Origin of the sequence: Sphingobacterium sp. JB170, assembly GCF_900163865.1 — a bacterium.
Classification (GTDB): Bacteria; Bacteroidota; Bacteroidia; order Sphingobacteriales; family Sphingobacteriaceae; genus Sphingobacterium.
On record NZ_FUKU01000013.1, the window covers coordinates 519,312 to 540,980 of the forward strand.

The 21,669-nt window shown below is 42.9% G+C and carries 22 protein-coding genes; 15 read left to right on the top strand and 7 right to left on the bottom strand.

Annotated features, from left to right (window positions below; translation table 11 throughout):
• Nucleotides 1-526: 526 nt before the first annotated feature.
• Complete coding sequence (locus FM107_RS03750; RefSeq protein WP_086947164.1) at nucleotides 527-1,294, bottom strand: DeoR/GlpR family DNA-binding transcription regulator; 768 nt, start codon at nucleotides 1,292-1,294, stop codon at nucleotides 527-529.
• A 373-nt stretch (nucleotides 1,295-1,667) separates the two neighbouring features.
• Between FM107_RS03750 and FM107_RS03755 the strand changes: the two genes are divergently transcribed.
• The 6 genes from FM107_RS03755 to FM107_RS03780 are packed head-to-tail and all read left to right on the top strand — an operon-like array spanning nucleotide 1,668 to nucleotide 8,328.
• Nucleotides 1,668-2,897, top strand: a complete 1,230-nt coding sequence (locus FM107_RS03755) for an MFS transporter (RefSeq protein WP_218778908.1) — start codon at nucleotides 1,668-1,670, stop codon at nucleotides 2,895-2,897.
• A gap of 32 nt (nucleotides 2,898-2,929) precedes the next feature.
• Complete coding sequence (locus FM107_RS03760) at nucleotides 2,930-3,934, top strand: NAD(P)-dependent oxidoreductase (protein ID WP_086947165.1); 1,005 nt, start codon at nucleotides 2,930-2,932, stop codon at nucleotides 3,932-3,934.
• A 9-nt stretch (nucleotides 3,935-3,943) separates the two neighbouring features.
• The gene (locus FM107_RS03765) at nucleotides 3,944-5,392 is read left to right on the top strand and encodes an FGGY-family carbohydrate kinase (RefSeq protein WP_086947166.1); all 1,449 of its coding nucleotides are present in this window, start codon (nucleotides 3,944-3,946) and stop codon (nucleotides 5,390-5,392) included.
• Nucleotides 5,389-6,831 (top strand): FGGY-family carbohydrate kinase, encoded by a 1,443-nt coding sequence (locus tag FM107_RS03770; protein WP_256959312.1) that lies wholly within the window; start codon nucleotides 5,389-5,391, stop codon nucleotides 6,829-6,831. The genes FM107_RS03765 and FM107_RS03770 overlap by 4 nt, the downstream gene beginning before the upstream one ends.
• 5 nt (nucleotides 6,832-6,836) lie before the next feature.
• Nucleotides 6,837-7,433, top strand: a complete 597-nt coding sequence (locus tag FM107_RS03775; RefSeq protein ID WP_086947167.1) for a histidine phosphatase family protein — start codon at nucleotides 6,837-6,839, stop codon at nucleotides 7,431-7,433.
• 19 nt (nucleotides 7,434-7,452) lie between these two features.
• On the top strand, nucleotides 7,453-8,328 hold the full coding sequence (locus FM107_RS03780) for a glycerophosphodiester phosphodiesterase family protein (RefSeq protein ID WP_086947209.1): 876 nt from the start codon (nucleotides 7,453-7,455) through the stop codon (nucleotides 8,326-8,328).
• Between the two features lie 22 nt (nucleotides 8,329-8,350).
• Here the strand turns inward: FM107_RS03780 and FM107_RS03785 are convergent, their stop codons facing one another.
• The gene (locus FM107_RS03785; protein ID WP_143559421.1) at nucleotides 8,351-9,283 is read right to left on the bottom strand and encodes a ketopantoate reductase family protein; all 933 of its coding nucleotides are present in this window, start codon (nucleotides 9,281-9,283) and stop codon (nucleotides 8,351-8,353) included.
• A gap of 145 nt (nucleotides 9,284-9,428) precedes the next feature.
• Between FM107_RS03785 and FM107_RS03790 the strand changes: the two genes are divergently transcribed.
• Entirely contained in the window at nucleotides 9,429-9,887 is a 459-nt protein-coding gene (locus FM107_RS03790; RefSeq protein ID WP_086947169.1) for a hypothetical protein, read from the top strand.
• A gap of 74 nt (nucleotides 9,888-9,961) precedes the next feature.
• Here FM107_RS03790 and FM107_RS03795 read toward each other — a convergent pair whose 3' ends face one another.
• Nucleotides 9,962-10,411 (bottom strand): hypothetical protein, encoded by a 450-nt coding sequence (locus tag FM107_RS03795; RefSeq protein ID WP_086947170.1) that lies wholly within the window; start codon nucleotides 10,409-10,411, stop codon nucleotides 9,962-9,964.
• A gap of 166 nt (nucleotides 10,412-10,577) precedes the next feature.
• Between FM107_RS03795 and FM107_RS03800 the strand changes: the two genes are divergently transcribed.
• The 6 genes from FM107_RS03800 (at nucleotide 10,578) to FM107_RS03825 (ending at nucleotide 15,698) form a co-directional block, all read left to right on the top strand.
• Nucleotides 10,578-10,922: a HopJ type III effector protein gene (locus FM107_RS03800; RefSeq protein ID WP_086947171.1), complete on the top strand. Its 345-nt coding sequence runs from the start codon at nucleotides 10,578-10,580 to the stop codon at nucleotides 10,920-10,922.
• A gap of 51 nt (nucleotides 10,923-10,973) precedes the next feature.
• Entirely contained in the window at nucleotides 10,974-11,438 is a 465-nt protein-coding gene (locus FM107_RS03805; RefSeq protein ID WP_086947172.1) for a hypothetical protein, read from the top strand.
• Nucleotides 11,439-11,462: 24 nt separating this feature from the next.
• Entirely contained in the window at nucleotides 11,463-12,518 is a 1,056-nt protein-coding gene (locus tag FM107_RS03810) for an 8-amino-7-oxononanoate synthase (protein WP_256959314.1), read from the top strand.
• A 223-nt stretch (nucleotides 12,519-12,741) separates the two neighbouring features.
• Nucleotides 12,742-13,026 carry an HU family DNA-binding protein gene (locus tag FM107_RS03815; RefSeq protein WP_086947173.1) on the top strand — a complete coding sequence of 95 codons (285 nt, stop codon included), beginning with the start codon at nucleotides 12,742-12,744 and terminating at the stop codon, nucleotides 13,024-13,026.
• A 4-nt stretch (nucleotides 13,027-13,030) separates the two neighbouring features.
• Nucleotides 13,031-13,864: a hypothetical protein gene (locus FM107_RS03820; RefSeq protein WP_256959315.1), complete on the top strand. Its 834-nt coding sequence runs from the start codon at nucleotides 13,031-13,033 to the stop codon at nucleotides 13,862-13,864.
• Nucleotides 13,865-14,144: 280 nt separating this feature from the next.
• Nucleotides 14,145-15,698, top strand: a complete 1,554-nt coding sequence (locus tag FM107_RS03825) for an Rne/Rng family ribonuclease (RefSeq protein WP_086947174.1) — start codon at nucleotides 14,145-14,147, stop codon at nucleotides 15,696-15,698.
• A gap of 29 nt (nucleotides 15,699-15,727) precedes the next feature.
• On the opposite strand, the gene miaA is transcribed toward FM107_RS03825, so the two are convergent.
• From miaA to FM107_RS03840, 3 genes are all read right to left on the bottom strand, one after another.
• Entirely contained in the window at nucleotides 15,728-16,693 is a 966-nt protein-coding gene (miaA, locus tag FM107_RS03830) for a tRNA (adenosine(37)-N6)-dimethylallyltransferase MiaA (protein WP_256959317.1), read from the bottom strand.
• Nucleotides 16,690-17,862 carry a Gfo/Idh/MocA family protein gene (locus FM107_RS03835; protein WP_086947176.1) on the bottom strand — a complete coding sequence of 391 codons (1,173 nt, stop codon included), beginning with the start codon at nucleotides 17,860-17,862 and terminating at the stop codon, nucleotides 16,690-16,692. Before FM107_RS03835 ends, miaA begins: the two co-directional genes overlap by 4 nt.
• Nucleotides 17,863-17,942: 80 nt before the next feature.
• Nucleotides 17,943-18,722, bottom strand: a complete 780-nt coding sequence (locus tag FM107_RS03840) for a hypothetical protein (RefSeq protein WP_086947177.1) — start codon at nucleotides 18,720-18,722, stop codon at nucleotides 17,943-17,945.
• Between the two features lie 70 nt (nucleotides 18,723-18,792).
• Here FM107_RS03840 and def point away from each other — a divergent pair, with 70 nt between their 5' ends.
• Nucleotides 18,793-19,380, top strand: coding sequence for a peptide deformylase (def, locus tag FM107_RS03845; protein ID WP_086947178.1), 588 nt, complete (start codon nucleotides 18,793-18,795; stop codon nucleotides 19,378-19,380).
• Between the two features lie 44 nt (nucleotides 19,381-19,424).
• Here def and FM107_RS03850 read toward each other — a convergent pair whose 3' ends face one another.
• Nucleotides 19,425-20,030 (bottom strand): trimeric intracellular cation channel family protein, encoded by a 606-nt coding sequence (locus tag FM107_RS03850; protein WP_086947179.1) that lies wholly within the window; start codon nucleotides 20,028-20,030, stop codon nucleotides 19,425-19,427.
• 125 nt (nucleotides 20,031-20,155) lie between these two features.
• On the opposite strand from FM107_RS03850, the gene FM107_RS03855 reads away from it, so the two are divergent.
• Entirely contained in the window at nucleotides 20,156-21,346 is a 1,191-nt protein-coding gene (locus FM107_RS03855) for a TIGR03862 family flavoprotein (RefSeq protein ID WP_086947180.1), read from the top strand.
• The last annotated feature ends 323 nt before the right edge of the window (nucleotides 21,347-21,669 follow it).

Consider the following 21,669-nt stretch of genomic DNA (forward strand, 5'->3'; position numbering starts at 1 on the left):
TGTACTTATGATTTCGCGGTTAGCTGGGTGTTCGAATGTAAATAGTGTAGCTGTGTTTCATCAATTGTTAGTTTGTGTTTAAAATTGTTTGTGTTAGCATTATAAATCTACATATTAAGTGCCGGGCAAAGTGTACAGGTGACACCAGTATTTTTTGCCGGTAGCGATCCTCGAAAGGAATTCGGGGATCGTACGTTATATTTGGATTTAAATTCAGTTAACGGTGAGTTGAACTGTTTGTCTAATTTAGGAATTAATTTTAAAATGCAAGCGTATTGTGTAACTAAATTTTTGCAAAAAGGTTCTTTCGCTACGTAAAGATATAAATTGTTGAAATAACGTTATATGATTTTATGCGAATTAACCTGGGTATATCAGCTGTCGCTTTAACAAGTCACACCTTGATCGGTGGCCAAGGCGATAGGTTGACAATTGTCACATAGCTAAATCCGTTATTCAATTTGAAATGTATGTGTTTAGCCTTGGTAAAACCAACAAGAATATTGTTTAATGGGAGAAAATTGAATTATTCGACAATAATAACCTTTATGCCCGCCTCTTCAAGTGTGGGAAGGTATTGACGTGGAATGTTTTTATCGGTGATAATATAATCTATCTCGTCAAGATTACATATTTTTCCCAGTCCGCGTCTTCCAAATTTGGTGCTATCGGCCAGAATAACAATTTTTTGTGAGGTGGTTAACATTTTCTGATTTAAGGTCGCCTCGGTGAGGTTACTAATTGTCGCCCCATAATCCAAATCTATACCATCTACGCCGATGAAAAGTATGCCACACGATACTTCATCGAGAATATGCATCGCATATTGACCGGAAACCGATGAAGAGTTTGGGCGGATAAGTCCTCCAAGTTGTAGGACTTCCACGTTTGGACGGCCCGTGAGTTCCAAAGCTACTTTAAGTGCTGGAGTGATTACCGTCAGGCTGTTTGTTGGGTTGAGTTGCCGTGCAACAGCGAATGCTGTAGTGCCCGATCCGATCAGAATCGAGTCGTTGTCTTGTATTAGTTCGACCGCTTTTTTAGCGATCTTAAGTTTCTCGTCTGAATTGATCGACTCTTTAATTGAAATTGAACGGTCAATCGCATATGGGTTGTTGATCGAGGCGCCTCCTTTTGTTCGGTATAAGAGGTTTTTCTCCTCCAGCATTTTTAGATCTTTACGAATAGTAACGCTCGATACATTCATTTTTTCACAGAGTTCCTGAATGGTAACTTTCTGTTCCGCTTTAATTTTCTTTAAAATATATTCGTGTCTTTCGGTGATTGTCTTCATAAATCTAGATTAACGTACGGAAAATATAATGTTCAACGGATTGAATATTGCAAAAAGTCGCTGATAGATCAATTCCCTTTTTTTAGATATTTCTCGATAACTAAATTAAGCATTAACTCGTTATGTTCCTACTGCAAAGATAGAAAATTATGTCTTGGTGCGCTATGTTTTGTCACACTCCCAATAGTGTTGGAGGATTTAAAACTGTATGGTTTAACCACACTCCTGTAAAAGTACCAATTGAAGCAATTGAAGGGGGATTTTCATTCGGTTAACACTTTATTAACATTATTTTATTTTTTATTTAATGTTATTTTTTATTGAAAAATATTTAATTTAGTTTGTGTTAACCTAATTATAACAGAATATACCAATGGAAAAGACATTAGAACGGGGCCCCTGGATGCCGGGGAATTTAAAGTGGGGATACCTGGGGGTTTTGATCTTCATGATGGGCGATGGCGTCGAGCAGGGCTGGTTAAGTCCCTATTTAATTGAGCAAGGTATGTCGATGGGGCAATCCGCCTCCTTGTTCACCGTATACGGCATTACAATCGCAATTTCTTCATGGTTTTCCGGTGTGCTCGCAGAGAGCTACGGACCTAGAAAAGGAATGGCGATGGGACTACTTCTTTATATCATAGGTACGATTGGCTTTGTTAGTTTAGGGATGGCACAGCTTGATTACCATGCCATGTTGTTGTTTTATGCTGTGCGCGGCTTTGGGTATCCGCTTTTTGCGTACTCGTTTTTGGTATGGATAACTTACCGGGTACCACAGAATAGGCTGGGGACGGCTGTAGGCTGGTTTTGGTTTGTGTTTACCGGAGGGCTGAATGTTTTGGGCGCCTATTATTCTTCCTGGGCACTCGAGCGTTTTGGGTATGAAAATACCCTATGGAGTTCCCTTTTGTGGGTGCTCATTGGTGCCTTCTTTGCTTTGGTGCTCAATCGGGATAAATTCCAAGTCAAGGCAATCAATGGTTCGAAACTACGGGAGCTGATGAACGGCTTGACCATTGTCAAAAAAGAACCTAAAGTGCTTATTGGGGGCATCGTGCGCGTGATAAATACGACTGCACAGTTTGCCTTTCCCGTCTTTCTGCCGATATATATGGCTGAACACGGTTTCGATACCAAAGAATGGCTACAGATTTGGGGGACGATATTTACGGCCAACATCATATTTAATCTCGTGTTTGGCTACGTTGGCGATAAAGTAGGCTGGCAAAATACCATTATGTGGTTTGGTGGGGTAGGCTGCGCGCTGACGACTATTATTTTTTACTATTCCCCGGTGCTATTTAACGCAAGTTATTGGGCCGTGATGGCTTCCGGTGTCTGCTGGGGAGCATTTTTGGCCGGCTACGTACCACTTTCGGCATTGGTCCCTTCGCTAGTTAAAGAGGATAAAGGCGCTGCAATGGCCATCTTAAACCTTGGTGCGGGGTTGCCCGTTTTCATCGGTCCGGCAATCGTAGGGATACTTATCGGACCCATAGGTAGTGAAGGAGTGGTGTGGGTGCTGGCGGGTCTTTATTTATTGAGCGCCGTGCTAACAAAATTTATCCGTATCGATAGCGCGCCACAGACACTGACATAAATATTAATGGACAAAACATTTAAAACTAATATATGAGAGTATTGCTTACCGCCCCTTATGAAAATGAGCGCGCACTAGCGGAACTAGAATCTTTATTCGACGAGGTAATTTATAAATCCTGGAAACCAAATGGTAGAGCATATAATGCGAATGAGTTATCCGAATTGTTAAAGCAATCCAGAGCCGAGGCCCTCATCGTTGAACACGACGAGATCACAGCTGACGTACTACAAGAGAACCCGAATTTAGCTTTTATAGGTATATGTCGTGGAACACCCTCGAACATTGACCTGAAGGCAGCTAGTGAGCTCGGTATCCCGGTGTTTAATACGCCTGCTCGTAATGCTCAGGCGGTAGCGGAAATGTTTATTGCAAACGTGATCGCTGTCTTGCGGCATACATTTTCGGGTGTCGAGTGGTTGGCAAACAAAAATTGGGGCGAAGGGGCCCATACCTCGTACTTGAATTTTAAAGGAAATGAGCTTGCAGGAAAAAAAGTTGGCATGGTAGGCTTTGGTGCGGTGGGACAATATATTGCCCGGATGCTGGTCAGTTTTCCGGCAGAAATTTACTATTTTGACCCTTATTACACAGATCCCAATTCGAACTTTATAAAAGTGGAGCTAGAGGAGTTGTTTTCATCTTGTGATGTGGTCGGGATTCATCTACCCGTAACGGCAGAAACAGTAGGAATGATTGATAAGAAATATTTAGATCTGCTGAAGCCCGAAGCGATATTCGTGAATACTGCGCGAGCTACGGTCGTAAATCGAGATGATTTGCTTGCAACTGTTGAACAGGGTAAAATTCGAGGCGTAGTGCTTGACGTATTTTATAACGAACCGCCAGACGAAATAGATTACAAGATGATCCTTAATAAAAGGGTGCTTGCTACTCCGCATATCGCTGGGGCGACGCACGAAGTGGAAGATCACCATGCTTTTATAATGAATAACAATTTACGTGAATTCTTTTTCAAAGGCAATAAAGCGATCAAACAGTTGGTGAACAAATCGATTTTAAATGAAATTAGCTAGTAAGGAATAATGGAGGTGAAATACGCTTATTTAATTGTGGACATCGGTACTGGTAATGCGCGGGTAGCACTAGCGACGCCCGCTGGGGATATTTTGGCGATAAAAAGGGAAAACGTACACTATATCACCGACGCTAATTATGAGGATTCAATTTATTTTGAACCTAAGGCGCTATGGGAGCAAATCTTAAGGCTTTCGGCAGGGGTTTTAGCAAGCGCCGGTGACGTTACAGTTACAGCAGTCATCGCAACCAGCCAGCGGGAGGGTATAGTCACCGTCGATCAGCAAGACATGGACCAGTTCGGCATGCCTAATATTGATCATCGCGGCCGCAAGTGGGAGTCCGAGCTTATCGATAAAGATTTGGTGTATAATTTATCTGGCCGTTACCCAACGTCCTTGTTTTCGGCTTATAAATTAATAGGGCTTGCTAAGGTGTATCCCGATCGATTTAAGCAAGTGGCGTGTGTGATGAGTATCTCGGACTGGATTCAGTATAAGTTTTCCGGTATCAAAAGTTATGAGCATTCACAAGCCTCCGAAACACTACTTTATGACGTGGAAAGGAAGTGTTGGTCAGCTGATTTACTTCAGGCGTTCGGTCTGTCTGGGACCATTCTTCCGCAGCTTCGCGAATCGGGGTCCGTGCTGGGTAAAATGCGTCCCGAAATAGCACACTTATTAGGTGTTTCTAATGAAGCACTTGTTGTAGTCGGTGGAGGAGACACACAAATGGCCGTTCGCAGTATGAACCCCTCTGCAAACGATGTGGTGATCGTGTCGGGAACGACAACGCCAATATTAAAAATCGTTCCCGGTTATGAGAAGGATGAAAACCAACGTACATGGACAAGTAGGCATATCGACCATTCCAACTATATACTAGAGGCAAACGCGGGTGTAACCGGTTTGAACTACCAACGACTTAAGGAGATCTTTTACCCCAATGAAGGCTATGATGTTATCGAGAAGGAACTCCAAGAGATTAGCTATGCGCAATGTGTTGCTTCCCTCGGATCGTTGATTGCCGAAGAGGATGAACCACTTACCAAAGGTGGGTTTATTTTTAATGCGCCCGTTTCCCATCAACTTACTCGAGGCAGTTTTGTTTTTTCGATTTTGTGGGATATTGCCTGTTCGATTTTTGAGAATTACAAATTTTTGTGTGCGGTGTCTAGCCACGATCAGAATTATATTTGGGCCTGTGGTGGCGGGATGGAAAGTCGTAAACTGCGAGAGTTTCTCGCAAACTTATTTGGAAAAAGTATCCGCATCACCGACACCTACCGGCAGGCATCGGTGCTTGGAGGTGTGTTTGTTTGCAACGGTGCTCTGGGAGTGGAAAGCAAGACCCCGAGGCTTGAAGAGGAAGTTTTTCCTCAAGAACACGAGAAATTCGAGCAACTCTTTCAAGAATGGAAAGATGCGCGGCGCACTTTTAAACAAGTGGCCTCATGATGCTAAAATACTTTTTAGGAATTGACGTGGGTACCCAGGGGGTGCGCGTATTACTGGTTGATCAGCACGGAGAGACGATTGCGGGGGCGCAGAAGGATTTTGTCTTGGATGACTTGTTTCGCCAGGAACAGTCTACCAATACCTGGTGGGAAACCTGCGAGGAACTCGTCGATGAGCTTATAAGTAGCCTGTCCAAAGATGTTGACCGTAGCGCTATCGTGGCTGCATCGGTGACCTCTACTTCTGGAACAGTTATCCCGCTGGATAAAAATAACGAACCGCTATCAAAAGCAATTATGTATAGCGATCCGCGATCAATCACGCAGGGCGAGCGAATTAAAAAGTGCGCGCAGGAATATAATCCAGAAGGTTATACCGGCTTTAATGCTTCTAGTGGGTTGTCAAAGATCCTGTGGTACGTGGAAAATAACCCCGATAAAGTGATCCATATTACACGCTGGGTACACGCGGCAGACTATATTGTGGGTAAATTATCGAGCGTTTATGGAATAACCGATTATACCAATGCACTTAAATCCGGTTATGATCTCCAGAAATTAGAATGGCCCTCATTTATCCACGTGGAACTTGGGTTAGATCCGAATTGGTTTCCTAGCGTTGTTCCATCGGGAACCGTTGTCGGGAAGCTCGATAGTGGTCTGGCGGCACGATGGGGAATTGGTGAGGTTGCACTTGTAGTTGGTTTAACCGACGGTTGCGCGAGTCAAATGGCCTCCGGCGCGGTGAAAGTTGGTGACTGGAATACCACGATTGGGACAACAATGGTCATTAAAGGTGTGACTAAAAGTGCTGTCAACGATCCCTTAGGAAGAGTCTATAGTCATCGTCATCCGCAAGGGCAATGGATGCCTGGGGGAGCAAGTAATACCGGTGCAGACTGGGTTACACTCGACTTTGCACATTTAGGGTTAGAAAAACTTAATAAGGCCGCGCAGGGTTTAATACCTACTGGGAAGCTTGCTTGGCCACTAAAGCAGCAAGGGGAGCGTTATCCGATAATGGCGCCCCAAGCACGTGCAATCGTGCCTGTGAACCTTAACGCGCAGGAGCTATACGCGGCGAATATGGAAGGTGTGGCGTTTCTTGAGCGGTTCGCCTATGAGTGTATTGAAGAGCTTTCTGGGGAGAAAGTCGGCGCCGTTTATACCGCCGGCGGGGCAAGCAAAAGCGATGTCTGGCTCATGATACGCGCTTCGGTATTGAATTTGCCCATATTTCGCTGCAAAGAGACCAGCGGCGCATTGGGTGCAGCGATAATTGCGGCTTCACAAACATTCTATAGTACCCTCACCCAGGCCTGTGAAAATATGACAAGCGCCGACAAGAAGGTTATGCCCGAGGCCAAACTTGTACAGGCCTATGAACTGCAGTATAAAAACTTTAAGAAAAAGCTTATCGATTTAGGCTACCTAGAATAAGACATATGTTAAAAATTTGTTTATTAAGGCACGGTCAGACGAGCTATAATGCCGATGGCAATAAGTATTGTGGTCGGACCGACGTGGGCTTGACAGACCTCGGCGTGCAGCAGGCCGAAAAGATGAGAGATTTGCTAGCCAATAGAGATTTCGACGCGATCTTTTGCTCGCCCTTGATTCGTGCACGACAGACAGCGGAAATTGCCTCTCGCGGTGGCCAAATTGTGCAAACCGATCCGAGACTGATCGAGATAGATTTTGGTCAGTGGGAAGGACGTCGTCCCGAGGAGTTTCAAGTTACCGATGGCCAAGATTGGAATAGCTGGCTTGTCGATCCTTTTCATAATCGTGCCGGCGGAACCGGAGAATCTGGCGCAGAGGTTTTAGAACGTCTAAGTTCGTTCTACAATGAGCTGTTAACCACGTATGATAATAAAATGGTGCTGGTTGTTGGACACAACGGTATTAACCGTTTTTTTATGGCCTCTAAACTAGGTATGCCCTTGAGAAATTACCGTATGTTAGTACAGGAAAATTCGGCATTAACCGAGCTGACTTTAACGGCGAATTCAGGATTCAATTTGTTAAAACTAAATGCTTAATGATACGCAAAAGATTATTATGTTAAAAAAGGGAATTTTATTAATTACGATGTGGGCAGGGCTTAATGTCCTTCCCACAAGCGCGCAGACGCTGCACACCGTGAATTTTAAAACGGTCGAACAGATGTATGAGTATTTTCGCTACGCACCCGACAAAAAGATTATCAGTGGTCATCGCGGAACAATAGAAAAAGGGATGCCCGAGAACTCCATTGCGGCAATGCAAGCCGTACTCGAATATACGCCGGCAATCTTTGAAATAGACCCTCGATTGACTAAAGATAGCGTGCCGGTGATGGTTCACGATGCGACCCTAGATCGGACCACGAGTGGTTCTGGAAAATTGAGTAACTATAATTGGACGGACCTCCAGAAGTTGAAACTAAAAGATCATCAAGGGAATGTTACCAAATATGGTATTAACACCTTAGATGAGATGATTGAATGGGCTAAAGGCAAGACCATTTTAAATTTAGATAAGAAGGACCTTCCAATGGAAATGACCGCGGAAATTATTCGTAAACATGATGCCTATGCGTGGGTTTGGGTTACGGTACACAATGTGGAACAAGCTAAATTTTACCTCCGTAAAAATCCGAAACAATATTTGTCGATGCACATCAAAGATGCCCAAGCATTGCAGGCGTTTAAAGACTCCGGATTGCCTTATGACCGGATGATTGTGTACATAGGTCCTGAAATTAAGGATGATAATCAAAACATGTACACCTTTTTTAAACAAAAGGGTGTTTTGTGCATGATTTCTACTGCACCCACTTACGATAAGCTCCCCAGTGAAGAGCAACGTGCTGATAAATATAGAGCCGTTTTTGTCGATGGCGCGGGCGTAATAGAATCCGATCTTCCGATTGAAGTCGGTAAAGCGATTCAGTAGTTTTTCCCAGGTAGCACGATAATTAAACGCTTGATTTTAATTTTTTATAGATCTTTTTGTAAACTGGTAAGTCAACATCTAGTGCTCCTGCTCTTCGCACCGGGTAGCCAATCAAACTCTCCATCTCAGATTGTCCTTTACCCGATAAGATATCCGAATGCATCGAGGTCGTCGCTTCAGCCGGTCCGTTCATGAGGTTTGCAATAATTTTTTCCTTTGCGCCTTTGCGTAAAGAGATGCCTTCCGCTGTACAAAGAGTGAGTGCCTCATCCACCAATTCTTGGAAGGTATCCATTGCTGTGTGGTCTGCTCTGATTTTACCAAATGGCGCATTATAGTAACTCGTTGTCGCTGCAGCGGCGGAAATAAAGATAAACTTGAACCATATTTGCTCCAAAATATTTGGTGTAAGTGTGGAGTCTATCCCCGCCCCTATGAATAATTCGTGGATTTTTTCTAACCTTCTTCCCAGTATGTTTTGTATCCCAAAGTGAAGCGATTTGAAGCTCGAGAAGCTCTCCACCAGGCCCGGTTGCACCAGACGTACAATTATGTTTGCGCACCCTTCGGTGACCAGCGCGTGTGGAAAAAAAGTGTGGATTGATTGCGCGCCCTCTACGCCGTTAAGCAAAGGAATAATAACGGTTGTATTACCAACATTCTTCTCTAGACCTGCTAATAAAGGGGGTAGGTCGTACGATTTTACCGAAATGATAATGTAGTCCATTATGCCAAAAGCGGCCGAATCGGCCGCAGCGGCGGTCGGTTTTGTGGTAAACTCTCCAGAGGATGTTTTTATCGTGATCCCCTGCTTATTTATAACGTCAAGATTTTTACCGCGAGAAAGGAAGTAAACTTCAATATCCGGATCCGATGCATAGGCTTTTGCTAAATGTCCTCCAAAGTATCCGCCAATCCCACCCATTCCTGCGATTAGTATTTTGTTTTTAGTCACGAGATGTTGTGTTTTAAGTGTTGCTGAAATCAATAAAGTTAGTCATTCTTGGAGAAAAATAAGGCGTGTTTAAATAAGAGATGTTTTTATCTTCTATTTAATTTGAGTATATTTAAGTTTTAAGAACTTGTCTAGAGAAAGTGCTATGGGGAATGTACCTTTAAAACGAGATCACGCATTGCAATCACTTAGTAAAGAGCATCATTTTGCGCTGCTGCTTTGTTGGGAGATTCGTCGGTGGATGGAAGCAGACGTTGATTGCGTTAAGATTGGGGGCTATTTAACCCAGATGTGGATTCAACAACTTGACGCGCATTTTTTGGTAGAGGAAAAGTATGTTTTTTCAATTTTAGGCGCACAGCACCCACATGTGCGTAAAGCGGCTGCAGGACATCGCGCGTTAAGGCGTCTCTTTCAGTCTCGTGAATTTACACCTAAAGTCGTCGTCGCCATTGAAGAAACGTTGGAAAAACACGTGCGTTTTGAAGAAAGAGTCATATTTCCGGCAGTACGACAGGCCGCGACCGAGCAGCAGCTCAAGGAACTGCTGGAGGCTCATGAGGCTCCAGCTGACGAGGTCCCGTGGGAGACGAATATCGATTAGTGGGCATCGTTATACTGCGAAATCTCTATCTAAAAATGTCTCTATTGAAGGAGCATTGCGCCTTTTTTATCCCTTTAATTTTTTCGATTTTCAAGCGAAAGAATTGTTTGTTCGAGCTGTTCGCTTTGACCTTCAATCATACGGGTGAGTGACTCTTCCTCAATACTACTTTGTGTTAAGACATACTGATACGTTTTAACATTTTGTATTTCGGCGTGGATACAAATGTTTAACAGCTCGTTGCGCTCGAGCGTAACACCGGACTGCTTAACTGGGACGGACCATTTTGCATCGTGGGATGCAGAAAGTTTTGAATGCTCGTGTTGTTTCTTAGTGCCAAATGGAATCAACTGGGCGTTGAATTGCTGCGCTTGCTGCATCCACTCCTCAAGTAGTGCGAGTAAATCGTCGTCATTATCTTCGTCGATATGGCTCACCACCCTACTGTATCCTTCTAGGCGACTCTGGTTAAGGGCAATGAGTTCATCGATCATCACTGAGTTTTGCTGGTTTTTACTTTCCATGGTTTCCTTGCATATGTATATTCAACGAATGGGCAGCGAATTAGTTTATACATTGGAAAAATAAATGGCTAATATTGTTTTGAGATCTAATTTTCGTCATAAGAAGACTGTGTGGATTCGTTTGTTAATGGTAGTTTTGTATGAACAAAATCGACACTTTTATAACATGAACGCGACAATTCAACAACTGATTGAAGATCTGAATTCAAAAAATCGTTTGTTTTCAGATGTAATCTCCTTCATCGATCGAAACTACGAGCATACCCCTACCCCATTTAACAACGGGACGGTTGTAAACCGAGCTGCTGAAAATCAGGGAAGCGCTAAAATACTCGCGCTAGGACACTTAAATAACCTTACAAAAGAGGACACATTACAATTATTTGCTGAGCATTATCAGACGGTACTTGAACGTCCTTCTGGTGAAGATCATCAGAATATCCGGCAATTTATGGAGAATGGCTGGCGAGGCGTTACTTTCCACGGAGAAGTACTAAGAAAGAGGGGATAAATTAGCTGTGCCTAAAAAAAGAGGTAGTTTTACAACTTGAGAGAACAGATCATGAATAAAAGAACAGTACTGATGGTTGGCGTTTTACTTTGGGTGGGAACATTGTTTGCGCAGCAGCCAAAACCAACCAATTGGATCTGGGGGCCTTCGGTAGGTTGGAAATACCAAAGGGGTAACTTTCTAACGGTTTCCGGCTGGGGTCTTTTTGCTCCCAATCATCATCAATACATAAAGATCGACGCGGGAGCGAACTTCACTTGGATGCAGGATCAGAGTACGGTAATTCCAGAGCTTGGCATCACCTATTACCTCAGTGATAAGCTTATCTTCCCTTTCCTAGGCGCGGAGATTACACCCTACACCATCACACCGAAAGTCGGAATTGGAATCTTTTCATTGATCGATCTCGGAGTTGGGTATGGTTGGAGGTTGCAAACGAAGAACAATTTTAAGTCGATCGCGGGATTGTCTGCGTCGATAAAACTGAATATACCCCTGAACTTCCATCTTTATTAAATAGATGGCGGCTACTGCATTACAATGAACGAGAATCTTAGAAGCTTATCAACAGCGACGACACGCGTCATCAGGCATCACGACGAGGAATATCTTTTCTTTGGTGGAACGGCTTATTTAGGGCTCCTGTATGACCGTGCCTTTATTGATCTTTATAAACAGGGGCTCGAATTGTATGGGTTAAATAACGGAACCTCCAGGAGTAATAATGTACAAATCGATATTTATGATAAAGCAGAAGCCGAAATGGCGCTGCGGTTTGGTTTCGACGATTGTATCTTGTTATCGAGTGGGTATTTAGCTGCTCAAATTGTGGTACAGGCGCTATCGGGTCTCGGAGAGTTTTTGTACGCTCCTGGCGCACACCCGGCATTGTGGGTCTCAGGTGCCCCGTTAATGCGTGACCTGTCTTTTGATCAATGGGCCGTTATAACGACCGAATATATCAATCAATCGGCAGGTAATTGTTTTGTCATCGTAAGTAATTCGCTAGATAACCTATCACCCCAGGCTTTTGATTTTTCCGTATTTAACGATGTGGATCCAAACAAAGAATTGTATTTCGTATTGGACGATTCGCATGGTATTGGTGTAAAAGGTGCCGGAAGCACGTTTGTGGATACGCAAATTATACAGCGAGAAAATTCGCATGTCGTTCTGGTCGCCTCACTTGCGAAAGGAATGGGGACAGATGCCGGTGCTGTGCTTTGTTCGTTCGTTGATAGCTCGTTATTTCGAAGATCAACCATCTTTACGGGAGCTTCCCCCTCGAGTCCTGCGTCGATGTATGCTTTGTTACACGGGGCGGAGATATTCGCCCAGCGATCAAAATTGTTACAAGAGCATATTTTCTACTTAGACACGATGCTCGGAGCGAAGGTACACCGTATTGCTAACTTCCCTGTTTTTACGGTACCGCAGCAGGGTGCCTTCAAGCATTTTAAAGAAAATGGGATACTAATTTCCAGCTTCTCCTACCCGCGATCGAGCGATCCGCCCATTAATCGAATAGTACTGACCGCTGCACATCAAAAGTCCGATCTGGAGCGTCTTATTCAAGTGGTCGATGTTCTTTGTTAAAATGTTGATAACTAATATTCTATATGCATTATGTCGGGTTTAAATCTGCTGTCCTGTAACTCTTTCTAACATAAATATCTGATTCATAAAAGTTTCCTAAGGTCGTCGTTTAGTAAAAAAAGACAAATAAATTTTTAAACATCATAAAAAAAAGATAATTTTGCATCCCCAAAGTGCTATATCGTTAAGGGTTGAGAAATAAATAATTACAGTAAAAATAGATATGACTAAAGCAGAAATTATTGCAGAAATCTCTAACAAAACAGGTTTAGAGAAAGTAGATGTTCAAGAGACAGTTGAAGCATTTTTCAAAGTGGTTAAAAATGCAATGATTGGAGGTGAGAACGTTTACGTTCGTGGTTTTGGTAGCTTCGTGGTAAAACAAAGAGCAGAAAAAACAGCGCGTAACATCTCGAAAAACACAGCGATCATTATTCCGGCGCACTTTGTGCCTAGTTTTAAGCCAGCAAAAATTTTTGTTGAGAAGGTTAAACAAGGAAATAAGTAAGATTATGAATACCAAACAAATAATAGTTGTTGTCATTGTAGTTGCCCTTATGGGTGGTTTACTTGCGAGCCCTATTAAAGGTTTGGTAACGGAAGATAAAGGAGCTACCGCTTCGACAAACACTGAATCAACATCCCCCTTTAATTTTAGCAGTGTGTCTGAAATTACCAAACAGTCAATAAATGCAAGTTTGGCACAAGAAATCACGGCGATTGAAGGGAAGATTGACGAGAGCAGTGGTGAGGAGAAGCTCGCTTTATTAGAGCAATTGGCTCAAAAATGGGATGATTTAGCCAAATTTGCACCTCAAGGATTTATTTATGAGGAAATGGCGAAAATTACTCCTAAATTTGAATATTGGTTGAATGCGGGTAATTCCTACCGTTCGGCATATACAAATTTACAGGATACAGCAATGTCGGCCGAGCTTAACAGGTTGGCAATCAGTTCGTATGAGCACGCTATTGCGCTTGATGGTAACAATTTGGATGCCAAGACAGGTTTGGGAGCCGCGTTGGTGACAGGTACAAATAATCCTATGGCCGGTATATCTTTGCTGATGGAAGTCGTCAAGAAAGACCCAGAAAATATCCAAGCTAATAAAACATTGGGGCTATTTTCATTGCAGTCCCGGCAGTTCGACAAGGCTATTGAGCGTTTCAAAACCGTAAGCGAATTGCAACCTGACGCTGAATCGTTTTTCTATTTAGCAACGGGATATGAAAATATTGGGTTGAAGAACGAGGCTATCGCTGCTTTTTCAAAAAGTAAAGAGCTCGCCTCTGATCCAACTCTGTCACAGTTCATAGATCGTAAGGTCGAAGAACTTAGTAAGTAATTAACATATTTAATCATTTAAAAACATTAAGCTATGCCAAGCGGAAAAAAGAGAAAGAGACACAAAATGGCTACTCACAAACGTAAAAAACGTTTAAGAAAAAATAGACACAAGAAAAAATAAACTTGTTGGTCTTTAAGGGGTGACCCAGCGAAGACGTTGTACAATCTATAGTTTCTCAACGGAGAAATTATAGATTGTATTTTTTCATTAACGGGTTTTTATGTTTCATCAGGCGGTGCCGCTGCGAGTTCGCGCGATCGCCCTAAAAAAGTAGTTGTTGGTAAAGGAACTAATTATCGATTCAACTCCCGATAAAGGAGTGACTATTGCTTTACTACAAGACAAACAGCTTGTTGAGCTGAACAGGGAACAGGCCGATAATAACTTTGCTGTCGGAGATATTTATCTCGGGCGAATCAAAAAAATTATGCCCGGCCTGAATGCCGCTTTCGTAGACGTAGGCTACGAGAAAGATGCGTTCTTACATTATTTGGATTTAGGACCTCAGGTTCAGTCTTTACTCAAGCTGACGCGTATAGTAAAGAACGGCAGCTATCAAGAGAAGTTGCTCAATAGTTTGAAACTTGAGAAGGACATCGATAAGGCAGGGAAAATTTCCGATCTTTTAAGTCGGAATCTGCTTTTACCGGTACAGATTGCCAAAGAGCCGATCTCAACGAAAGGACCTCGCTTAAGCTCGGACCTTTCGATTGCAGGGAGGTTCGTTGTATTGGTTCCATTTTCAAGTGCAGTTTCCATATCCAAGAGAATTAAAGGGAATGCCGAACGTACTCGGCTGAAGAAAATTGTGGAAAGTATAAAACCCGCAAACTTCGGTGTGATAATACGGACGGTTTCCGAAGGCAAAGGTGTCGAGGAATTACAGAAAGACCTTTTGGATTTAATCTCTAAATGGGAACTTTTTACCAAACGCCTTAAAACTGCGGAGCCATCGAATAAGGTGCTCGGTGAGATGGATAGAGCTTCTACCATTTTACGGGATCTTTTATCAGATGAATTTACGCATATTCATGTTAATGACCAGACACTATACGACGAAGTAAGGTCATATGTGCAGGAAATATCACCGGATTTAGAGAAAATTGTGAAACTTTATAAACATAAAGAGCCAATTTTTGACCATTTCGGTGTTGAAAAACAAATTAAGGCGACTTTCGGCAAAACGGTCAACCTTCAAGGAGGGGCTTACCTCGTTGTAGAGCACACAGAAGCGCTTCACGTTGTGGACGTCAATAGTGGCAACCGGATTGCAAGTAAAGAGAATCAAGAAGAAAATGCGCTTTTAGTGAATAAAGAAGCTGCAAAGGAAATCGCAAGGCAGTTGCGATTGAGAGATATGGGAGGAATTGTCGTGATCGATTTTATTGACATGCACAAGCCTGCCAATCGTAAAGAATTGTACGGTTATTTGAAAGAATGCATGGCTACCGATAGAGCCAAGCATACGATCCTTCCTCCAAGTAAATTTGGGCTGGTACAGATAACACGTCAGCGCGTGAGGCCCGAAATGAATATCGTGACAAGTGAAAAATGTCCGGCATGTGAAGGTACAGGCGAAATCCGCTCGAGCATTGTATTGCTTGACGACATAGAGAATAATTTGAGCTTTATTTTACAAGAGCAAAATGAAAAGGGTGTCACTTTATGTGTACATCCTTACATAGGCGCCTACATTACGTCTGGTTTGATCTCGAAAAGGCTGAAATGGTTTTTTAAATATGGCAAGTGGATTAAGATAAAGACCGTGTCATCTTATTATTTGACGCAATTTCGATTCTTTAATAGTAAAGAAGAAGAAATTAAGTTATAAAGAAATTACTGAAATGGGAGTAGCGAAAGTTACTCCTTTTTTAGTTTACAAAGGATTTCGGCAAGCCGTTGTTCGTTTGTTAGTCCTTTTAGCCAGTGAATTGTTAAGCCGTCTCTTTCCATCTTTCTGAAAAATGTCATTTGCCGTTTAGCATATCGATGAATTTCCGTTTCCAGCTTAGTAAAAAAATTCTGGTAGGTTAGTTCGCCAAGAAGATACCTCGAAACATATTTATACTCTAGTCCGTAATATTGGAGGTCTTGGTGAGTTACTCCGATCGATAGTAGGCCCCTGACCTCTTCGATAAGGCCATTCTCAATACGTTGGTTTAATCGGCTGGTTATATTCTTCCGCCGCTGTGCAACTGCGGGATTTATGCCGAAAATAAGGGGCTTGTATGGAGCTTTTTTGATATCCTGGGGTACATTACCTGTTGTTACGGCGTCAAGTATTTCTATCCCGCGAATTAAGCGTTTATGAGAACTGATATCTATATCAAAATCATCTGGTATCTGATAATTGCTTAGCAGCGCTATCAGCGCAGCTTTGTTCAGCGGTAACAAACGCTCGCGTAACCCCGGGTTTGGGGCCACATGAATGTACGGTCGCTGGATAAACAAGCTATGCAAATAAAGGCCCGTCCCGCCAGCAACAATAGGCGTGCTGCCGCGAGTGGTAATATCGTTGTAAGCATTATTAAAATCATGGTGGAACCGTGAAACATCATAACGTTCTCCAGGATTGATAATATCGATCAAATGGTAAGGCGTCTGTCCATATTCGTTTAGATCTTTGCCGGTGCCGATATCCATTCCTCGATATATCTGACGGGAATCAACGGAGATAATTTCTCCAGAAATAACCTGCGCCAGGGCGACAGCAAGGTTGGTCTTGCCGGAGGCAGTAGGTCCCAAGATGGTATATAAGCAATCAGGTAGAAGTTTACCTTCTACCTGATTGTTGTGACAAGTTCTATTTTGTGACTTTGTTATCACGAGATAATTTTTGTCCATTTTTCGTTGCTGTGGTTGCTTTCCACAGCAGTTTGTACGAAAGCCATCCCTCGAACACCATCCTGTACTGACGGGAAGTCCAATTGTTCCGGAGTTGGCGTCCTACCTTCAAGTTTTGCACTCACGGTAAGCGCAAAATTACGGTAGATGTTTGCGAACGATTCAAGTAAACCCTCCGGGTGTCCAGCCGGGATACGTGTGTTATGCGTTGCAAACGAGCTAAGCGTAAACGGAGCCGCGTATGCATTACCCGTACGGTAAATTTGACGAGGTTGATCGAGCATTTTGATGATTAGATTGTTTGGATCCTCGTTTGCCCATTCTAAACCACCATTTTCGCCGTAAACACGAATGCGTACAGCATTTTCTTCGCCGGCAGAGACCTGCGAGGCCATCAGTACTCCCTTGGCACCTTGTTCAAAGCGTAAAAGGAGGTTGCCATCGTCATCGAGTTGGCGTCCTTCGACAAATGTGGTTAAGTCCGCACATAGCTCGGTAATACGAAGCCCTGTAACATATTCAGCAAGGTGGGCCGCGTGCGTTCCAATATCACCCATAACAAGTGATAGCCCTGATTTTTTTGGGTCTGCACGCCATGCAGCACCCGCGTTTCCTTCGCGTTCGGTAAGTCTGCTTAACCAGCCTTGTGGATATTCGACGACAATCTTACGGATTTTTCCAAAATGACCATCTTTGACCATCGCTTTTGCTTGTTTTACCATCGGATAACCCGAATAGGTATGTGTAAGACAAAGTGTGCGTCCCGTGCGTTCTACGATTTCTTGCAATTCTTTCGCTTCTTCAAGTGTTACCGTCATAGGCTTTTCAACGACAACGTCGAATCCATTCTCTAGTGCGAGTTTCGCAGGGCCGAAATGTAGAAAGTTTGGCGTTACGATTGTAAGAAAGTCCATACGTTCACCTTCGGGAAGTTGGGCCTCTTTTGCAATCATCTCTTCGTAATTTAGATATACACGATCTGCAGCAACAAATAGCTCTTCGCCAGATTCTTTAGAGATCTTTTCGTCGATGCTAAAGGCGCCACAAACCAGCTCTATTTTTCCATCCATAAAGGCAGCAATGCGGTGAACAGCACCGATAAAGGCATCTTTACCACCGCCCACCATACCCATACGTAGTTTACGTTTCATAAATGTGTGTCAGTTTAAGTTTTAAAATTTCTAGGCTAAATATACGTATCCCAAATGGGTTTTCATAATCGAAGAGTAGATTATGGCAATTCTAAAATAAGCTTAGTGCTGCCTGAATTGTAGATTAAATAGCCGTCAGGGAATGAATTTTGAAGCTCTGCAAGCGAAACCTCATTCGGTGCATGGTGGCGATGTCCGCTAGCAATCCAAAACTGTTGTGGCAATGTTTGCCCGCGTTCACGGAAACCGATCGTATGCAGGTTCGAGACGCGCGCCCAGTCGCGATCAACGTAGGTCATAATATCATTTGGTTTAAAGCTTTTTATGAATGCGCTCGTGAGTTTGGAAAGGCCCCCAACAACACGTACGCCGGATTTGTGACAAAATCGTAATAGTTCGAAAGACCGGTAACTGGCTTTTTTGTCTCGCATATGACGACCGCCGCTGAATACGGCTATCGAGATAAGCTCGCCGTCAGAAAATAGGCCGTAGCGATATTTTCCTGCAAGCGCGAGTTGTAAATGATGGTCTATTTGAAAATCAAGCGCTACTTTTTTGTCTATTCGTGCGACAACGGTTTGTCTGGCGTAAATGACTTGTCCCTTTCCCAGCAAGGTAAGTAGGCGCAAAAGAGTTTTTTTAGGGGCAGTTGCAAGTTGGTCGATATCAATATGGAACGTTTTCGGTGTTCGGTTCTCGAGCCGTGTAACAGGCCGATTCGGAAAGTAGAGATGGATCGTAAAAATTGGGTCCTGTGAAGATAGTGTCAATACTTGTGCAGCAGTATCTTTTGTTAGCACAGTACCTAACTGGTTTTCAAGACTAGTTACAAATTCCTCTATTAAATCATCGAATAGCATATCGACAAAGTTAAGAGAATCTAAATGTGAATTAATTTTTATTGGTACCTTTGCACAGAAAATTGAAAGTATGAAATTACCTATTATAGCATATGGTGACCCTGTTCTAAGAAAAAAAACGGAGGAAATTGATGCCGATTATCCAAACTTAAAACAGCTGATAGATGACATGTTTGATACCATGTACGCGGCACGTGGTGTCGGCTTGGCCGCCCCGCAAATAGGTCTGCCTATTCGTCTATTTGTTATCGATGCATCTCCATTTGCTGAAGATGATGAATACAGTGAGGGAAATGCTTCCCTAAACGAATTCAAGAAAGTACTCATCAACCCGATAATAGTGGAAGAGACGGGCGAAAAATGGGCGTTTAGTGAAGGATGTTTGAGTATCCCGGATATTAATGAAGATGTAATGCGTCCGAGGAATGTCGTTATCAATTACTTGGACGAGAACTTTGAGGAAGTAGAAGTGGAATTGTCGGGTTTAGCCGCACGCATTGTACAGCATGAATATGATCATATTGAAGGGAAACTATTTGTCGACAAATTGGGTCCGTTAAAGAAAGCGATGCTCAAAGGTAAACTTGATGCGATTTCTAAAGGTATGGTGCAGGTCGATTATAAGATGAAGTTTCCCACTCGGAAAAAGAAACGTTAATGGTTCAAATTGATTTTAGTGGAGCTCTTCTTTTGAGCTCCTTTTTAATTCGATTTGATCACGGGAAGTGAAAGTTGAAACCTTACAGCCAGCACGCGGAAGATGACGGTTAGGGAAACTGAAATAAACGCATTGGTCATAGTGTCGAGTCCTGCCATTTGAAGGAGTACATAGGTTGTGCTGCCAGTGAGACATGCCGTGGCATATATTTCTCTTCGGAATATCAACGGTGTTTCATTCATCAGCGTGTCGCGTATTACCCCGCCCATTACTGCAGAGAATATCCCCAAGATTATCGCAGCAATTGAAGAAGCATCGTGAGTGATCGATTTTTGTACGCCAACAATACAAAAAAAACCGATACCAATAGCATCAAATAAAAAGAGCGTTTTAGCAAGACGATAGAGTTGTTTGTTTAATACCACAGATAATGCAAAGCCAATAAGTATAGCCAACAGGTAGTTACGGTCGTCCACCCAAACCGGGCGTAAATTTAAAAAGATATCGCGTAGCGACCCCCCTCCTATAGCAGTTACGAAACCTGTAAACATCGCGCCGAAGACATCTATGTTTTGACGGCTTGCGGCCATGGCTCCCGATATAGCAAATACCATTGTACCAAGGAGATCGATGTAATACATTGTTTGCATGAGCCGATGCTGAATTTAGTGTATAATAGCACAATTATACAAAAAAGTGCCAAATAATGAAACTTCGTAGATCGCTGCTATCGAAAATTGAAGTGTTAAATCCATTATTTCTGTATTTTTGAAAGATGGGGAATTCTACTGTTATAATAATTGGTGCCGGGCCTGCTAGTCTGATTGCTGCCGCAGAACTAGCTTCGGCGGGAATTCCTGTACAGGTTTATGAACAGAATAAGGCGGCTGGGCGAAAATTTTTAGTGGCTGGTCATGGTGGTTTTAATTTGACACATAGTGAAGATATCAGTGATTTTGTTAACCGGTATGATACCACTGAAATTCAGGATATCGTAAGGGCGTTTGATAATATGGACTTGGTCGGTTGGTTCAACGACATCGGTATTCCGACGTATGTAGGGAGCTCAGGGAAAGTCTTTCCAGAAAAAAATATAAAACCAATTCAGGTCCTTCAGGCAATTCTAGCGTATTTGGATCGGTACGGTGTACAGATTTTTTACGGTCATAGGATGGTCGATTTCGACCACACATATGTCGAAATGGATTGCGGTGTAGACCGCGTTAAGATCAAATATCAACGATTATTGCTGGGTTTAGGGGGTGGTTCTTGGGCAAAGACAGGATCAGACGGGAAATGGATGGCGTTGCTTGAATCCAAAGGAATTAAGCTAAATTCGTTGCGTGCGGCGAATTCAGGATTAAATACAATAAGTGATTATTCGAGGCTAGCGGGAAAAGTATTAAAAAACATACATCTGAGATTCGAAGAGATTCAAAAAGCGGGTGAAGTTCTTTTCACCCGTTATGGTATTGAGGGGTCCCCCGTTTATTATATGAACCGCTTTATTAGAAAATCTCCTTTTCCTGTTACCTTATATATAGATTTAAAGCCAAAAATGGCTAAAGAAGAGATGGAGCGTCTGTTGGGGCAACCGAATGTGAAGGTTATAGATGTTTTACGAAATAAGATCAAGCTAAGCCCCGTCGCTATTGAGCTGACTAAAGAGTTGTCGAAAGAGGTTTATACGAGTGTGGAAGGGCTGGCGTACGTGTTAAAACACTACCCTATTCAAGTAGATGCATTTCGTGATATTGATGAAGTGATCTCCACGGCAGGAGGCGTATATTTCTCGGAATTAGATTCTGCGCTGGAACTACGTAACTTCCCTGGCGTGTTTTGCATCGGCGAGATGTTAAATTGGGAAGCTCCTACTGGCGGCTATCTATTACAGGCTTGTTTCTCCAGCGGTCATTGGGCGGCTAGGAAGATCAAGGAAGCCATTTGGAAGGAGATGAATGTTTGATGGTTTACGCTAACGTCTAGGGGAAATTGCAATTAATTTTGTGTTTTTTTAAAACCATTTTATGACTTCAGTTGTTCTAGTACTCCGTGCATTTCGTAACGCGAGTGCTTGAAAAGGGGCAAATCTTAATGTATACGGTTGTTTTTTAGAAAAATATTGTTCAGGTTTTCAGATTCTTGCGTTTGTTGTTAAAGAATGTTTGGCTTTTGATTTGGAAATAGGGTTTACGTTTTGTTACCTTTGCACCACTCCGCGAGGGAGGGACGGTTTTGAGAAGCAGGATTAAGGTATGCTGAATAGTTGGATTTAGGTTCTATTATTTG

Coding starts and splice junctions, on each gene's coding strand:
- FM107_RS03840 (WP_086947177.1), bottom strand. CDS start 18,722: ATGCTATTCGATGATTTAATAGAGGAATTTGTAACTAGTCTTGAAAAC.
- FM107_RS03760 (WP_086947165.1), top strand. CDS start 2,930: ATGAGAGTATTGCTTACCGCCCCTTATGAAAATGAGCGCGCACTAGCG.
- FM107_RS03815 (WP_086947173.1), top strand. CDS start 12,742: ATGACTAAAGCAGAAATTATTGCAGAAATCTCTAACAAAACAGGTTTA.
- FM107_RS03835 (WP_086947176.1), bottom strand. CDS start 17,862: ATGAAACGTAAACTACGTATGGGTATGGTGGGCGGTGGTAAAGATGCC.
- FM107_RS03765 (WP_086947166.1), top strand. CDS start 3,944: ATGGAGGTGAAATACGCTTATTTAATTGTGGACATCGGTACTGGTAAT.
- FM107_RS03820 (WP_256959315.1), top strand. CDS start 13,031: ATGAATACCAAACAAATAATAGTTGTTGTCATTGTAGTTGCCCTTATG.
- FM107_RS03775 (WP_086947167.1), top strand. CDS start 6,837: ATGTTAAAAATTTGTTTATTAAGGCACGGTCAGACGAGCTATAATGCC.
- FM107_RS03770 (WP_256959312.1), top strand. CDS start 5,389: ATGATGCTAAAATACTTTTTAGGAATTGACGTGGGTACCCAGGGGGTG.
- FM107_RS03805 (WP_086947172.1), top strand. CDS start 10,974: ATGAATAAAAGAACAGTACTGATGGTTGGCGTTTTACTTTGGGTGGGA.
- FM107_RS03855 (WP_086947180.1), top strand. CDS start 20,156: ATGGGGAATTCTACTGTTATAATAATTGGTGCCGGGCCTGCTAGTCTG.
- FM107_RS03790 (WP_086947169.1), top strand. CDS start 9,429: ATGGGGAATGTACCTTTAAAACGAGATCACGCATTGCAATCACTTAGT.
- FM107_RS03750 (WP_086947164.1), bottom strand. CDS start 1,294: ATGAAGACAATCACCGAAAGACACGAATATATTTTAAAGAAAATTAAA.
- FM107_RS03850 (WP_086947179.1), bottom strand. CDS start 20,030: ATGCAAACAATGTATTACATCGATCTCCTTGGTACAATGGTATTTGCT.
- FM107_RS03810 (WP_256959314.1), top strand. CDS start 11,463: ATGAACGAGAATCTTAGAAGCTTATCAACAGCGACGACACGCGTCATC.
- def (WP_086947178.1), top strand. CDS start 18,793: ATGAAATTACCTATTATAGCATATGGTGACCCTGTTCTAAGAAAAAAA.
- FM107_RS03755 (WP_218778908.1), top strand. CDS start 1,668: ATGGAAAAGACATTAGAACGGGGCCCCTGGATGCCGGGGAATTTAAAG.
- FM107_RS03780 (WP_086947209.1), top strand. CDS start 7,453: ATGTTAAAAAAGGGAATTTTATTAATTACGATGTGGGCAGGGCTTAAT.
- FM107_RS03800 (WP_086947171.1), top strand. CDS start 10,578: ATGAACGCGACAATTCAACAACTGATTGAAGATCTGAATTCAAAAAAT.
- FM107_RS03795 (WP_086947170.1), bottom strand. CDS start 10,411: ATGGAAAGTAAAAACCAGCAAAACTCAGTGATGATCGATGAACTCATT.